Below are 14640 nucleotides of genomic sequence, written 5' to 3' on the forward strand. Positions count from 1 at the left end.
CAGTTGATACTGGGGATTTTGAATAAAGATAGATCTAATTATCTAGTGAATAATAGTTCTCGATATTTGGTCAATGGCCATAGTTCATCGTCGACTAAAATTTCTAGCTTATCACAGTGGTAACGAATTTCTTCAAAGAATGGCTTCACTTCATCACAATAAAGATCTGCGGTCTCTACCGCATCTTTTGCATTGTTCGCTTTTTTGCGCGCTTCAGTCATATCTGTAATGCCTTTATTGATTTTGGCGATGTGATCTGAAATCTCTTCAATGATCTCCATTTGCTCGTGAGCAATCTTTTTGAAGTCCTTACCGTAGATTTCTTTCAAACCACGTACGTTTTCAATCAACGTGTTTTGATATCTAATGGCTGTAGGAATCACATGATTGCGTGCTATATCACCTAAAAGACGTCCTTCAATTTGTATGCGCATGGCATATTCTTCAATCTCGATCTCATAACGTGCTTCTGACTCGATCTTACTCATGATATTGAGTTCTTCAAATAGCGCTATGGATTTCTTGGAGATTTTAGCCTTTAAGGCAGTAGGAGTCGTTTTATTATTACTCAAGCCTCTTTTTGCAGCTTCTTTTGCCCAAGCTTCACCGTAACCATCACCTTCAAATCTGATTTTCTTGGACTTCTTGATGTATTCTCTCAGTACATTAAAGATAGCTTCGTCTTTCTTAAGCTTCTTGTCTTTGATCAACGCATCTACCTCTTTTTTGAATTCGATCAATTGTTTAGCAACGATGGCATTAAGAACCGTCATTGGGTTGGCACAGTTGGCAATGGAACCTACTGCACGCAACTCAAATTTGTTACCGGTAAAGGCAAACGGTGAGGTACGGTTACGGTCGGTATTGTCTAGAATCACTTCTGGAATTTTACCTACCACATTTAGTTTAAGATCCGTTTTTTCTTCTGGCGTTAGTTTACCATCAGTGACTTTTTCTAATTGGTCTAAAACGTCTGTTAGTTGAGAACCAATAAATACAGAGATAATCGCTGGTGGTGCTTCATTTGCTCCCAAACGGTGATCGTTAGACGCACTTGCAATCGATGCACGCACTAATTCTTCATGATCGTGAACGGCTTTGATGGTATTGATGAAGAACGTCAAGAATTGAAGGTTCTTCATAGGAGTACTACCAGGACCCAATAGGTTTACTCCAGTATTGGTAGAGAGTGACCAGTTATTGTGCTTACCACTACCATTGATTCCTGCAAAAGGCTTCTCGTGGAATAGTACTTTAAAATGGTGTCTCGCTGCGGTCTTGCGCATCACATCCATCAATAAACTGTTATGGTCTACTGCTAGGTTAGCTTCTTCAAAAATAGGAGCTAATTCAAACTGGTTAGGTGCCACCTCATTGTGTCTGGTTTTTACAGGTATACCTAATAGCATACATTCTGTTTCCATGTCACGCATGAAATTCAATACTCGTGAAGGAATAGAACCAAAATAGTGATCATCTAACTGTTGACCTTTTGCAGATGCATGACCTAACAAGGTACGACCTGAAAGATCAAGGTCTGGTCTAGATGATGCTAACGCACTATCAATAAGAAAATATTCTTGTTCCCATCCTAGTGTAGCCACTACTTTAGAAACATTTTTGTCAAAATATTTACAAACCGCTGTCGCTGCCTGATCTATGCTTTGGAGTGATCTAAGTAAAGGAGTTTTGAAATCCAGCGCTTCACCAGTATAAGCAACAAATACGGTTGGGATACACAATGTAGTACCCATGATAAACGCAGGGGATGTAGGATCCCATGCCGTGTAACCACGTGCCTCAAAAGTATTTCTAATTCCGCCGTTAGGGAAAGAAGATGCATCTGGCTCTTGTTGTACCAATTGGCCTCCATCAAATTTTTCCATTACTTCACCGCTCATTTCCAGCTCAAAAAAGGCGTCATGCTTTTCTGCTGTTGATCCAGTTAGTGGTTGGAACCAGTGCGTGTAATGTGTTGCTCCATTTTGAATTGCCCAATCTTTCATACCTGTAGAGATATGGTCTGCAATTTCACGATCTATTTTAGTACCCGTTTCCATGGCAGACATAACGCTTTTGTAAGCTTGTTTTGTCAAGTGGTGACGCATGGCAGATTTGTTAAACACATGCTTACCGAAAATACTACTGCGGCGTTCTGGTTCCGTCACTGGAATTGGTTGACGATTCAACGTCTCTTTGATTGCTTGAAATCTAAGTGTGGACATATTGGATTTAATTGAATTAGTGGTGTAAAAATATTAAAATAAGAAAAACACCCCTAAAAAAAATGGGGTTTAACGTTAATAGCTCAAAAAAATTCGTGCTGAAGCCCTAAATACTATAGGGCGTTGAAGATATAATAAATAAACAGGCCGTAAATTGCCAATAATCCAATTCCCTTGAATCTAGAAATCACAAATCGTTTAGGTAAAAAGGCAAGAGGTAACAGTACGACGGCAAATCCTATCATCCACAAAATATCATTACTAAGGAGTGAAAGGTTTTGACCATCGATTTCTATAGGTTGGATCACAGCGGTTATTCCCAAAACAGATCCTATATTAAAAATGTTGCTTCCCACCAGATTACCTAAGGAAATGGCTTTTTCTTTCTTGATGGCGGCAATAAGAGAGGCGGCCAGTTCTGGAACCGAGGTTCCTACAGCGATCATGGAAACTGCTATCACACCTTCAGGAATAGCTAGTGCCGTGGCAATCTCGACAGCACCTTTCACCAGCCATTCAGATCCCAGCCATAGTGCGGCACCACCTAATAATAAATAGAGAATGATTTTCCACCATTTGTTTTTTTGAGCGCTTTCGTCCAGATCCATATCCAGGTCAATATCTACCGCAGCTGGTTGTTTACGAGCACGGCGAATGAGCAACACTAAGAAAAGCACTAATAAAGCTATAAGAAAAACACCTTCCAGCCGGGTGATGTTGTTTCCCGTCCATAAAACCGCATAGCAAATAAGGCTAAAAACCACCATCCACAACCAGTTGAATTTAAAGAAATCCTTATCCATGGCCAGTGGTGCCACAACCGCAGTGGCGCCTAAAACGATTCCAATATTGGCAATGTTGGATCCTATTACATTCCCAACCGCAAGTGCCGAAAGTCCATTGAGGGCACCTTGAACGCTCACAATCAGTTCTGGCGCACTCGTCGCAAAAGAAACCACGGTAAGCCCAATGATCATTCTAGACAGGTTCAGTTTGAGGGATAGCCCAACTGATGAGCGTACCAAAAACTCACCACCAGCCACCAGCAACACAAAACCCAGAATGATATAAAGAATACTCATCTAATAACCTTCAACATCCTCCATGATAAAATCCTCCATGCGCTCTTCACCACTTGTGTGCAGGACGCTCACATCGCCAGTGGTTTCCAGCACTACGGCGCGCACCTCGCTCAACCTGATTACATTGGCCTCGCGCAACTTACCTCTCAGTTCATTTTTGGTGACTTTGGTTTTTTGCAAGTTTTCCTCAATAATTTCGCCGTCTTTCATGAGTAGGATAGGTGTATTATCGATCATCGATCTTGCAGTTTTACTTTTAAACATGACATAGGTAACCAGATAGTTCATTAGGTACAACATCCCTATTAATAGAGCGCCCACAAATAATGATGGAGAACTCGTGGCAGCGCTCATTGCAAGCAAGTTACCTATGGCCACCGTATTGAGAAAGTCAAAGCCAGTCATTTTACTAAAACTCTTCAGACCAAACAGTCTCGTAAAGACGATCAATAAGATATAGAGAAATACAGTGCCCACGATTACCTCGGGCATGAACTCAATCTTATCCGTATATAGTTTCCAATTGATGTCCATGATTTTGGTTATTTAGATGGTGTGAAAGGAGTTCGCTTTCGCGAAAGCGAAAACATTTTAAGCCTTTGAGTTGTGAGGAAAGTACTACTTCTTTTCCACTTCACAAACACAACGGAAACCTGTTTTCAACTCGGCGCGATCGTAATATTGAAGTGGCTGGTTAAACAAGGGCAGATAGGTGCCGTCTTGACCGATTTCCTTAAGTTCCAGAATCATCAGGTTGCCATTTTCCTGCAATTCTTTAAAGGTGAGCGTACTAGCCATGGCAGAGAACATGTCGTCTTGATAGTAGCGAATCCTGTCGCGACTACTTAACTGATTTTCAATCTGGAGCATTTCTTTCTGTTTGGGCAGGCGATAGTTGACCTTATAGGGAAACTTGGCTCGTTTCTTTTCTGACTTGCTGCGTATGGCGTACACCGCATTGGACAGATCAGATCGCCACAAACAGAACAACTCTGCTTGAAATTTTGAAATTCCTATCACTGGATGGTAAGCATATCTAGGGTTTTTGCTGTATTCACCTAGTTTGAGTTGTTTGTTGACGAGTTCCTTAGGATTCTCATAAGTGGCCTCCATGTACAACCTGGTGTTACCGGTCCATGGTTGGAACACGGTATCTTGAGATAGATCATAACGTGGATAGAACTGCATGCGCTCGTGCTTTTTCATGCTCCAATAATTCTCAAGGTTATCCAGAAACTCATTGTACATCAAATTAGTCACTGGAACTCGATCCACGTACAAAGTGTCATTTACTTTAAGTGTTCCTGGCGGCACGTCAATGGCATTAACCTCAAGCGCTTCTGGTGTGAGCGACTTCTTTGGGCTGTTGCAGGATAGAAGCACAAAACAGAAAATTATCAACAGGAAAATACGGCTCTGGAAAAATTTCATTTAAAGTAGGTTTGAGCGGTTCGTTAATAAGTTCTGATCAAAAATAGCATAAACCGTGGACCACAAACCCATTGAGACTTGTATTTTTACTTCAAATTTAAGCCCGTATTCTTATGAAATTCTTTATTGATACCGCAAACCTTGATCAAATTGCAGATGCGCAAGATCTAGGCGTGCTGGATGGAGTCACCACTAATCCTAGCTTGATGGCAAAGGAAGGCATTACTGGTGCAGAAAATATTATCAACCACTACAAGAAAATCTGCGAGATCGTGGATGGTGATGTCAGTGCAGAGGTGATCTCGACCGACTTTGATGGTATGGTAGAAGAAGGTGAGAAGCTTGCAGCGCTCAATAGCCAGATCGTGGTAAAGGTGCCTATGATTAAAGATGGTATCAAAGCAATCAAGTATTTTTCTGATAAAGGAATCAAGACCAACTGTACTTTAGTATTTAGTGCAGGTCAGGCATTGCTAGCTGCAAAGGCTGGTGCAACTTACGTTTCTCCATTTATAGGTAGATTGGATGACATCAGCACAGATGGTTTGAACCTTATTGCAGAGATCAGATTGATCTATGACAACTACGGTTTTGAAACTGAGATTCTTGCAGCATCGGTACGTCACACCATGCATATTTTAGAATGTGCCAAGTTAGGTGCAGACGTGATGACCGGACCATTATCTTCAATAGAAGGATTGCTTAAGCACCCATTGACAGACATAGGTCTAGCAAAATTCTTAGCCGACTATAAAAAAGGAAACTCTTAATCTATCCAAAGAGTCCTGAATTGAAAAAAGCCGAAACACATCAATGTGTTTCGGCTTTTTTATGTGGTGAAAACTAAGGAGTCAAATGAGAATTCACATCTCTGTCCGCATGAAAAAATTTGGGAATCGTACTCAGCTTAAATACTAACGATTGATATATCCTAGTAAGGTAGTTTCAATCCTGTAGTAAAATAAATTGATGTTGGGGTCGATAATGGTGAGGTCATGATCTACCACCATGCTGCGATTGCTGTTGCGCAGGGCAAGTTGGCGCTCAACGGAGGATCTTCCAGAGATTTGAAATTCACGGGAATCCCTAAAGTTATTTTGAGCAATAACGTCCTGCCACTCGTCATAGCCTAAATCATCAATGTTGATTCCTATAAATTCTATTTCAGGGTACTTGAGCTGCAAATCCTTCACTTGTTCGTGAATACCTACCGCATAATTTTTATCCTTAATCGACCAATAATACAGAACACTAAGATTCTTGACCTCTTCCTTAAGCATGACAGTTTCATTCTCAATATCACGCAACTTAAAATTAGGTAATGGTTGCCCAGGATCTAGCGAGATGTAGGTAGATGCCATTTGGGCAATTTCTGCATTGACTCGTTCGTCTGTAGAAATAGTCAAAAAATCATTGACTAAAAGGTTGATGTCTTTGGCATTTTTGCGACGTCTTATAAAATTGCGTATCTCGCTCGCTGCAAAGTAATTCTTCAAGGTCTCGTCAGTAAGTGTACTGTCAATTATGGCGAGTCGCTCTTTATTATAATAATAGCTGTTGAGATCTACATCATCATCATTCTTGATGGATAGTTTTTTAAAAGCAATGTTGGACACCATCGCGTTCATGAAAGGACGGAACGCATAATTATTAAGTAACTTGGTTTTATTAAGGTCCAATCTTTGTCTGTGTGCAAAAAACTCCTCAGGGAACACGACACCTTCATCCTCATAAGGATTCCCATCATTAAGAATAGGGTAACGCTCTAGCTCATAATAACTATTGAGGTTAATGATGAATCTAGCAAAATCAACAAATCGATCCTCAAAATTGTACTTGGCAACAGCATTGTCTAGATTTTTAAGACGTTCTTTTTTGACATTTTGAACGTTCTTGTAAAATACTTCTGGAGACTCATTCTTGTACTTGAGCAGTCTCATGTTGGACTTTTCTATGTCAATATATAACTGAATAAGAAAATTATTTTCCCTTGAGTGGGCACCAGTAAATGCAAGAGTCTCATCAAAGGCCTTAGTATTGGCTCGCATTCCTAGACTATCACCTTTGTCAACGTAAAAGGATTGATACTCGCCAGGATAGGAGATACTGTACAATCCAGATTTTAAATCTTCATAGGTGGCTTGAAAATTACCATGATCATCCAGCTGTAAGGTATCCCTAACATCCATATAATCAGTGATTACCACGTACGACGCTTCAGGATTGACCACTTTACCACTTATATAGGTAGTTCCGCTGGTATCTTCTTCACAGGAATAAAGAAATGGGATCCATATGATGGATAGAATAAGCAGCCTTGTGGTAATAGTTCGCTTTCGCGAAAGCGTAAAGAGCTTAATCATATGAACAATTCTTCATTTTATTTTGGAGCGTTACAAAAAAAGAGGTTCTGGTCGACTACAGCAGTTAATGGGCTGTTAAATAAGGACTGGTGTTTTAAGTAATAATATGTAGGAAATCAGTACTTTTGCAGCCTTAAAAATCATGCTATGCTAACAGTTTCAAATCTATCCGTTCAATTTGGGAAACGCGTCCTTTTTGATGAGGTCAACGCAAAATTTGGCGGTAGCAATTGTTACGGTATTATTGGTGCAAACGGTGCTGGTAAGTCCACTTTTTTAAAGATCATGACCGGTAAGATGGAACCTACCAGCGGTCATGTGCATCTGGAAGCAGGAAAACGTATGAGCGTGCTGGAGCAGGATCACAATGCACATGATGAGGATACCGTACTGGAAACCGTTCTTAAAGGAAACAAGCCACTTTATAAATTAAAATCTGAAATCGACGCGCTCTATGCCGATTATACAGACGAGAACGCAGAGAAAATAGGCGAGCTTCAAGTGAAATTTGAAGAAATGGATGGCTGGAATGCAGACAGTGCTGCAGCATCTTTATTGTCCAACCTGGGAATAGGTGAGGAATATCACTACACGCTCATGCAGGACATGGATAACAAATTGAAGGTACGTGTGCTATTGGCACAGGCTCTCTTCGGTAATCCTGACGTTTTGATCATGGATGAGCCTACTAACGACCTGGATTATGAAACGATCAACTGGTTGGAGAACTTTTTGGCCAACTATGAAAATACAGTGATCGTGGTATCTCACGACCGTCACTTTCTAGATGCGGTCTGTACGCACATTGCAGATATTGACTTCGGTAAAGTGAATCAATATAGTGGTAACTATACCTTCTGGTATGAGTCCTCGCAGCTTGCGGCAAGACAACGTCAACAAGCCAACAAAAAAGCCGAAGAAAAGAAAAAAGAATTACAAGAATTTATTGCTCGATTCAGCGCGAACGTCGCCAAGTCCAAACAAGCTACTTCTCGTAAAAAAATGATAGAAAAGCTGGACATAGCCGAAATCAAGCCTTCTTCCAGACGTTATCCTGCCATCATTTTTGAACGCGATCGCGAGGCAGGTGACCAGATCTTAAATGTAAAGAAGCTGGCTGGATCTATCGACGGTGAGGTGTTGTTCAAGGATGTAGATATCAACCTCGCCAAAGGCGATAAAGTCATTCTTTATTCTAAGGATAGCCGCGCCACATCTTTATTCTATGACATCATCAACGGTAAGACTAAGGCAGATGCTGGGACTTACGATTGGGGTGTAACCACTACTCAAAGTTATTTGCCTGTGGACAACTCAGAGTTCTTTGATGTGGATATGAATCTGGTAGACTGGTTGCGTCAATACGCACAAACTGAGGAAGAACGTGAAGAAGTATTCCTCCGCGGATTCCTTGGTAAAATGATCTTCTCTGGAGAAGAAGCCCTGAAAAGTGCCAGAGTACTTTCTGGTGGTGAGAAGGTGCGCTGTATGCTTTCCAGAATGATGATGAAGAGAGCTAACGTGTTGATGGTAGATGAACCTACCAACCACTTGGACCTGGAATCCATTCAAGCCTTCAACAACAGTTTGGGTAACTTTAAGGGAACCGTTCTGTTGACCACACACGACCATCAGTTTGCTCAAACCGTAGGTAACCGTGTGATTGAATTGACTCCAAAAGGTGCGATTGACCGTTATTCTACTTTTGAGGATTATATGGACAATAAGGATATCAAAGAGTTGCGCAACAAGATGTACGGCGCTTAAAGGCTATCGTTGTTGATAGATAGGCATCATCTTTGTTCTGACTCTATTGATTTGTAATTAAATTTGTAAAGAGCACAGATTATGGGAGTTCTATCACGTCGCAAAAACAAAAAATATTCTTACGAGCCTCGTTACTACAAGAATGAGGACAAGGATGGCAATCCGTTTGAGATCAGGCATAAGTTTGATGATTACAGGTCGACCATCGATAACCGTGGGCTTAAGACTAAGTTCAATAATGCCATGCGCGATTATAAGGAAGGAACTGAGCGTACGGCGCGCACCCGTATTTATATCATTGTGGCCATTTTGATACTTCTGTTTCTATGGTTCATCGACTTTGACCTATCCATTTTTAGTTTCTAATTGACTTTATGTCAGACATCATACGTTTATTACCAGATCATGTAGCAAACCAGATTGCGGCCGGCGAGGTCGTTCAACGTCCTGCCAGTGTGGTCAAAGAGTTGTTGGAGAATGCTATTGACGCTTCCGCGAAAGCGATTACCCTAATCATTAAGGACGCTGGAAAAACGCTGGTGCAAGTGATTGACGACGGTAAAGGTATGAGCACGACAGATGCACGTATGGCGTTTGAACGTCATGCTACATCAAAAATCAGCAGTGCCGAGGATCTTTTTGCACTGGCTACTAAAGGTTTTAGAGGTGAGGCACTGGCATCAGTGGCAGCGATCGCACACGTGAGTGTCAAGACCAGACGTGAGGAAGATGACCTGGGCACGCAACTCGATATTGAAGGCAGCAAAGTTACCGGTCAGGAACCAGTCGTAACGCCAGCCGGTACCATGATAAGTGTACGCAACCTTTTTTACAATGTTCCTGCTAGACGCAAATTTCTGAAATCGGACAGCGTGGAACTGCGCAACATCACTAATGAATTCCATCGCGTCGCCATGGCGCATCCACAAATTGCCTTCAAATTTATCAACAACGACAGTGAGCTGTTCAACCTGCCAGCTGGTTCTTACAGACATCGCATCGTCAACATCATGGGTTCTAGGGTCGATGACAAGCTCGTGCCGCTCAAAGAAGAAACAGAACTGCTTTCCATCCATGGCTACATAGGCAAACCAGAATTTGCCCGTAAAACAAAAGGCCTACAATACTTTTTTGCTAACGATAGGTTCATAAAACATTCCTATCTGCATCATGCCGTGGTCAGTGCTTTTGAAGGTTTACTGCCAGATAAGGCAAACCCCAGTTATTTTATATACCTGGATGTGCCGCCAGACAGTATCGATATAAATATTCATCCCACAAAAACTGAAGTCAAGTTTGAGGATGAACACAGCATCTATGCCATCGTTCGTGCCAGTGTCAAGCATGCCTTGGGACAATTTAGCATTGACTCCATTGATTTCCAGAAAGATATGGAGCTCGATTTGCCATATGAAAAGGCGAGAAGTGCCGCCAGCGCGCCACGCATTGAGGTAGATCCAGACTTCAATCCGTTCAAGCAAACCGATTCCAGGTCGAGCAACACCCCAAAATCCAACGGTTATAGACCAGAAAAGTCGCCTGCATGGGAAGCTTTATATGCTGGACTGGATGAGGATTCCACGATGACGGATGAGAATCTCACTTTCCTGCCTGACCGGCAGGCAGGCGCGAAAGCGGAACAATCACTCTTCTCTCCAGAAGAAGCCACAAACGACACCAATATTTTCCAGCTGCAGCGCAAGTTTATAATTAGTACGCTACAAAGTGGATTGCTAGTCATTAACCAAAACCGGGCACACGAGCGAATCTTGTATGAGCAGTTGTTGCGACAACTCACCGTACAGAACGGCGTGAGCCAGCAATTGCTGTTTCCCATTTCCATTAATCGACCACAAGAAGAGGTCACGATTTTGAAACAGCTGCAAACCGAGCTTGAGAGTGTTGGGTTTCTTTTTAAAAATTTGGAAAACGCCAACATTGAAATAGAAGGTTTACCGTTAGATTTGAAGGAAACAGATGTAGAGCCATTGTTGGATTCCATAATTGCATTCCAACAAGAAGAATTACCAGACGGTAGTTTTTCCCACGTAGACCGACTGGCCTCTAGAATGGCTTCAAAAATGGCCATAAAAACGGGTGATGCCCTCAACAAACAACAAATGGAACAGTTGATTGATGAATTGTTTGCCTGCAAGGAACCAGAGCTAACCGCTCAAAGAAAGAAAGTTTTTATCAATCTGACGGGCGACCACCTTAATTCAAAATTTAACTAGTACATGTTCAATAACCTGACACCAATAGTCAAGAATATCATTATCCTGAATATCGCGATCTATATAGGTACGGTTTTTATTGCACCGGCATTATATGACGATTTGAGTTTATGGTTCTTTATGAATCCTAAGTTCCAGGTATGGCAAGTGTTTACACACATGTTCATGCACGATTCTTCCAGCTTCATGCATATTTTGTTCAATATGTACGCGTTACTGCTTTTTGGCCCTCTACTAGAGCGCTGGATGGGAAGCAATAGGTTCATTTTCTTTTATTTGGCCTGTGGTATAGGAGCGTATCTGCTTACCACTGGAATTGACTATTTTCAGTATCTAGGTTATGTGAGTGAACTTTCATCCCAAGGTGCTAGTGAGGCTGAGATAAGTCAAGCGATTTTTACGAGAACCAGTCTTGCTGTTCCCATGGTAGGTGCCAGTGGTTGTATCTTTGGATTGATGGCAGGATTTGCTTATCTCTATCCCAATATGCCGTTTCAGATATTATTTATCCCTTTTCAGATTAAGGCAAAGTGGTTGATAGGCGCTTATGTATTGTATGAAACCTTAAGCACCTTTGGAATTTTACGACTACAAGACAACGTAGGTCATGCAGCGCATTTAGGTGGTGCCATCTTTGGATTTATTATGGTGTGGTACTGGAAGCGCAACGACATGGACGGTTATAGAATAGACTAATGGATTTTGTAGATAACATTAAACTGAAATACGCAACGCTCAACGTGAGTGGTAAGTTGGTAGCGGTTATAAGTATCACTACTTTGTTGTTTTGGCTCTTAGGACTTATCTATCCACCAATTACGGCTTGGTTTGCATTGCCTTCACGATTTGTTCCTGCCATTCTGCAACCATGGTCCTGGTTGACTTATGGTTTCTTACACGGCGGAATCTTTCACTTGTTGATCAACATGTTGGTGCTCTATTTCACGGGACAGATGATGCTCAATCTATTCAGTGGTCGCCAATTTTTGACGCTGTTTTTTACAGGTGTCGTTGCAGGTGGTTTGGTATTTACGCTTGTTAGTGAGCTCTTTGTAGGTTTCTTTTCAAATAACGTACTGGTAGGAGCTAGTGCTGGAGTCTATGCTACGTTATTCTTTATCTGTAGTTATATGCCAGAGACTCAGGTGAGATTGTTCTTCATCTTGAACGTAAAACTGAAGTACTTAGCTATTGCATTGATTGTCTTTGATATCATTGCTATTTTGACCAACAATAATGCTGGCGGTAGCGTGGCGCACCTTGCTGGCGCTGGCGTAGGTTATTATTCAGCAACGCGTATGAAGGCTGGTATTGATATTTTGGAAGGCTTTGCAGGATTTGGCGATAGTATGGTCAACTTATTCAAATCAAAACCTAAGTCTGCCAAAACGAACCGCAATATGAAAACGGTATACCGCAACACTAACAAAACGGCAACGCCCAAAAAATCTGCGAGTGACCATCAAAAAAGAGTGGACGCGATTCTAGATAAAATATCTGCTAGCGGGTATGAAAGTTTGAGCCGTGAAGAAAAGGATTTCCTGTTCCAAGCGGGAAAGGATTGATTCACTTTAAAACAGTCTGCATTGCAAAGCTTGGATAGAGAATCTAGTCATTAAATTTCTCTAAATATCTTAGCTCCATCTACTTTCAACAAGACCGAGTCCCAGATTTTTAGCAACCATCAATTTTTGAAACATTTAATAAATTCGTTTTTATGCAATGCTTATTTTGCGATTATTTAAATCAAAATAAGTTTAAAATGAAGAATCTGTTTTTTTCTCTTGTAATTTCACTATTATTTTTTAGTAATTATACTGTGGCTCAGGATGCTAACTTGTCATTTAAAAAAGGTGATACTTTCAAAATTGCGCAGGTAGAAAACAACGATTATGAAGCCATTCAATTCCCCAAAGCAAATTTCATCATCAAAAGAGGCGGCATTTTTAGTTATGACAGAATCATTAATGAAGAAGTGGAAATCCATTCCGTTGATAAAAAGGATGATGGAACTGTTATCGCTACGATCAAGAGAACCTCTAGAGGTAAATTCTTCAACAGCCATAAATACATAAAAGTAGATATGGAAAAGGCTTTGGAACGAGGCGAGTTGGTGAGAATTTAATGCGATAAAGTCAGAATAGAGTCCGCTTTCGCGAAAGCGGTATTATCAACCCATCAGAAAACGGTAGGATCTTCTTTTCCCGTTTCATAAAAGCTTGGCAGCTGCCATTCAAAAATCACCGCAAAAAATCTAATGGTAATCACAGTCAATCCTGAGATTATAAAGGCCCAATTTTCTAGCAGATTGAGTTTGGCCAATAGGAAGTAAACCAAACCACCAGCGATGCAGGCCGTTGCGTAAATATTCTTCCTGAATATCACTGGAATTTCATTTACAAGAATGTCACGTATCACACCTCCAAAACACGCAGTGATACATCCTAAAGTAATACAAATTACAGGGTGCAATCCAGCGGTAAGTCCCATTTCTATTCCCACTACCGTATAAAGTCCAATACCGATCGTATCAAATAGGAAGAGTGTTTTGCGCAAAGTCAACAACCATCTTCTAAAAATAAATGTGATCAGTACACAGATGAGAATGGTGTACACCAGATCCATATTGAGCATCCAGCTCACTGGTCGTACGCCTATCAAAATATCGCGCAAGGTACCGCCACCAGCGGCTGTGACAAATGCGATGATAATAATACCAAACGGATCCAGCTTTTTAGCAAAAGCCGCAAGAGCTCCTGAGATGGCAAACGCAATGGTTCCCATCAAATCAATAATCTCAATAAAATCCATCTAGTTGCCTTGTGTTAAATAGGAGTAATCCTTGAGTACGGTGCGTACAAAAATACCGTCGCGCAGGTCAGAGTTTACCTGTAGCAATTGCTCCACCTTGATGCGTAGCATCTTTAAGGTTTCATAATCGCGACTTTCTCCAGCCAGTCTGTAAATTTCCTTAATCTCGTTGACGTCCTTGTCGGTAAGCATGTTGACCGTCAAAAATGTGGGCTCGTAATCTTCCTTGACATCTTCAAGAATGGTGTGGCTTATTTTGGTTTTCTTACGGGTGTCAATCACAATCGTGTCTGATGCCATATCACCCAATCGCTGGTTTTTATCACTAAAAATAATGGACATCACACCTATTCCAGGGCTAATGACCCAAATGTCGACCAGTCTAAGCATCCACGAGATGAGGTAATCGCTCCAGGTTGCTGGCGAGCCATCGATCTTCACCACTTTGGTACCAACCACAAATTTCCCTGGCGTCCTACCGTTAAATACAATATTGAAGAAAAGCGAATAAAAAGCCACTGGCAGGAACATCAATTGACTCAACCCAAAGGTGGTAAAATTGTCAAACAGGTTGCTCATTCCATCTTCTATGTAACCCAGGATGATGATGTATACAAACATGATCACCAGATCTACCAAAACTCCAGTAATGCGATAACCCAAACTAGAAATATGGTAGTTGATATTTACATTCTGCGCTGTATTGATAGAAGTGTTTGACATGGGA

At 41.3% G+C, this 14640-nt stretch carries 14 protein-coding genes; 7 read left to right on the forward strand and 7 right to left on the reverse strand.

Annotation, left to right across the window (positions count from 1 at the left end):
• Positions 1 to 38: 38 nt before the first annotated feature.
• The 4 genes from AAU57_RS07545 to AAU57_RS07560 all read right to left on the reverse strand — a co-directional run bounded on the left by AAU57_RS07545 (position 39) and on the right by AAU57_RS07560 (position 4738).
• A complete protein-coding gene (locus AAU57_RS07545) occupies positions 39 to 2225 on the reverse strand; it encodes a glutamine synthetase III (RefSeq protein ID WP_055412326.1) in 2187 nt (728 codons plus the stop codon).
• Positions 2226 to 2338: 113 nt separating this feature from the next.
• Positions 2339 to 3307, reverse strand: a complete 969-nt coding sequence (locus AAU57_RS07550) for a calcium/sodium antiporter (protein ID WP_055412327.1) — start codon at positions 3305 to 3307, stop codon at positions 2339 to 2341.
• Entirely contained in the window at positions 3308 to 3841 is a 534-nt protein-coding gene (locus AAU57_RS07555) for a DUF421 domain-containing protein (RefSeq protein ID WP_055412328.1), read from the reverse strand.
• Positions 3842 to 3925: 84 nt separating this feature from the next.
• Complete coding sequence (locus AAU57_RS07560; protein WP_055412329.1) at positions 3926 to 4738, reverse strand: SUMF1/EgtB/PvdO family nonheme iron enzyme; 813 nt, start codon at positions 4736 to 4738, stop codon at positions 3926 to 3928.
• A 113-nt stretch (positions 4739 to 4851) separates the two neighbouring features.
• Here AAU57_RS07560 and fsa point away from each other — a divergent pair, with 113 nt between their 5' ends.
• The gene (fsa, locus tag AAU57_RS07565) at positions 4852 to 5508 is read left to right on the forward strand and encodes a fructose-6-phosphate aldolase (protein WP_055412330.1); all 657 of its coding nucleotides are present in this window, start codon (positions 4852 to 4854) and stop codon (positions 5506 to 5508) included.
• Positions 5509 to 5652: 144 nt separating this feature from the next.
• On the opposite strand, the gene AAU57_RS07570 is transcribed toward fsa, so the two are convergent.
• A complete protein-coding gene (locus AAU57_RS07570; protein WP_055412331.1) occupies positions 5653 to 7101 on the reverse strand; it encodes a TlpA family protein disulfide reductase in 1449 nt (482 codons plus the stop codon).
• A gap of 147 nt (positions 7102 to 7248) precedes the next feature.
• Between AAU57_RS07570 and AAU57_RS07575 the strand changes: the two genes are divergently transcribed.
• From AAU57_RS07575 to AAU57_RS07600, 6 genes are all read left to right on the forward strand, one after another.
• Positions 7249 to 8868 (forward strand): ABC-F family ATP-binding cassette domain-containing protein, encoded by a 1620-nt coding sequence (locus AAU57_RS07575; RefSeq protein WP_055412332.1) that lies wholly within the window; start codon positions 7249 to 7251, stop codon positions 8866 to 8868.
• 81 nt (positions 8869 to 8949) lie between these two features.
• Positions 8950 to 9234, forward strand: coding sequence for a hypothetical protein (locus AAU57_RS07580; RefSeq protein WP_055412333.1), 285 nt, complete (start codon positions 8950 to 8952; stop codon positions 9232 to 9234).
• 8 nt (positions 9235 to 9242) lie between these two features.
• Complete coding sequence (gene mutL, locus AAU57_RS07585; RefSeq protein ID WP_055412334.1) at positions 9243 to 11102, forward strand: DNA mismatch repair endonuclease MutL; 1860 nt, start codon at positions 9243 to 9245, stop codon at positions 11100 to 11102.
• A gap of 3 nt (positions 11103 to 11105) precedes the next feature.
• On the forward strand, positions 11106 to 11798 hold the full coding sequence (locus AAU57_RS07590) for a rhomboid family intramembrane serine protease (RefSeq protein ID WP_055412335.1): 693 nt from the start codon (positions 11106 to 11108) through the stop codon (positions 11796 to 11798).
• A complete protein-coding gene (locus AAU57_RS07595; protein ID WP_055412336.1) occupies positions 11798 to 12667 on the forward strand; it encodes a rhomboid family intramembrane serine protease in 870 nt (289 codons plus the stop codon). The genes AAU57_RS07590 and AAU57_RS07595 overlap by 1 nt, the downstream gene beginning before the upstream one ends.
• 197 nt (positions 12668 to 12864) lie before the next feature.
• Positions 12865 to 13227, forward strand: coding sequence for a hypothetical protein (locus tag AAU57_RS07600; RefSeq protein ID WP_055412337.1), 363 nt, complete (start codon positions 12865 to 12867; stop codon positions 13225 to 13227).
• Positions 13228 to 13280: 53 nt separating this feature from the next.
• On the opposite strand, the gene AAU57_RS07605 is transcribed toward AAU57_RS07600, so the two are convergent.
• Both AAU57_RS07605 and AAU57_RS07610 read right to left on the reverse strand, forming a co-directional pair.
• On the reverse strand, positions 13281 to 13913 hold the full coding sequence (locus AAU57_RS07605) for a trimeric intracellular cation channel family protein (RefSeq protein ID WP_055412338.1): 633 nt from the start codon (positions 13911 to 13913) through the stop codon (positions 13281 to 13283).
• Positions 13914 to 14636 (reverse strand): RDD family protein, encoded by a 723-nt coding sequence (locus AAU57_RS07610; protein ID WP_055412339.1) that lies wholly within the window; start codon positions 14634 to 14636, stop codon positions 13914 to 13916.
• Positions 14637 to 14640 lie beyond the last annotated feature (4 nt).

This window comes from Nonlabens sp. YIK11, from assembly GCF_001413925.1.
Lineage (GTDB): Bacteria > Bacteroidota > Bacteroidia > Flavobacteriales > Flavobacteriaceae > Nonlabens.

Excerpts from the sequence above, each read along its gene's own strand:
- AAU57_RS07590 (WP_055412335.1), top strand. The coding sequence starts at position 11,106 with ATGTTCAATAACCTGACACCAATAGTCAAGAATATCATTATCCTGAAT.
- AAU57_RS07610 (WP_055412339.1), bottom strand. The coding sequence starts at position 14,636 with ATGTCAAACACTTCTATCAATACAGCGCAGAATGTAAATATCAACTAC.
- AAU57_RS07560 (WP_055412329.1), bottom strand. The coding sequence starts at position 4,738 with ATGAAATTTTTCCAGAGCCGTATTTTCCTGTTGATAATTTTCTGTTTT.
- AAU57_RS07570 (WP_055412331.1), bottom strand. The coding sequence starts at position 7,101 with ATGATTAAGCTCTTTACGCTTTCGCGAAAGCGAACTATTACCACAAGG.
- AAU57_RS07575 (WP_055412332.1), top strand. The coding sequence starts at position 7,249 with ATGCTAACAGTTTCAAATCTATCCGTTCAATTTGGGAAACGCGTCCTT.
- mutL (WP_055412334.1), top strand. The coding sequence starts at position 9,243 with ATGTCAGACATCATACGTTTATTACCAGATCATGTAGCAAACCAGATT.
- AAU57_RS07600 (WP_055412337.1), top strand. The coding sequence starts at position 12,865 with ATGAAGAATCTGTTTTTTTCTCTTGTAATTTCACTATTATTTTTTAGT.
- AAU57_RS07580 (WP_055412333.1), top strand. The coding sequence starts at position 8,950 with ATGGGAGTTCTATCACGTCGCAAAAACAAAAAATATTCTTACGAGCCT.
- AAU57_RS07545 (WP_055412326.1), bottom strand. The coding sequence starts at position 2,225 with ATGTCCACACTTAGATTTCAAGCAATCAAAGAGACGTTGAATCGTCAA.
- AAU57_RS07595 (WP_055412336.1), top strand. The coding sequence starts at position 11,798 with ATGGATTTTGTAGATAACATTAAACTGAAATACGCAACGCTCAACGTG.
- AAU57_RS07605 (WP_055412338.1), bottom strand. The coding sequence starts at position 13,913 with ATGGATTTTATTGAGATTATTGATTTGATGGGAACCATTGCGTTTGCC.
- fsa (WP_055412330.1), top strand. The coding sequence starts at position 4,852 with ATGAAATTCTTTATTGATACCGCAAACCTTGATCAAATTGCAGATGCG.
- AAU57_RS07550 (WP_055412327.1), bottom strand. The coding sequence starts at position 3,307 with ATGAGTATTCTTTATATCATTCTGGGTTTTGTGTTGCTGGTGGCTGGT.
- AAU57_RS07555 (WP_055412328.1), bottom strand. The coding sequence starts at position 3,841 with ATGGACATCAATTGGAAACTATATACGGATAAGATTGAGTTCATGCCC.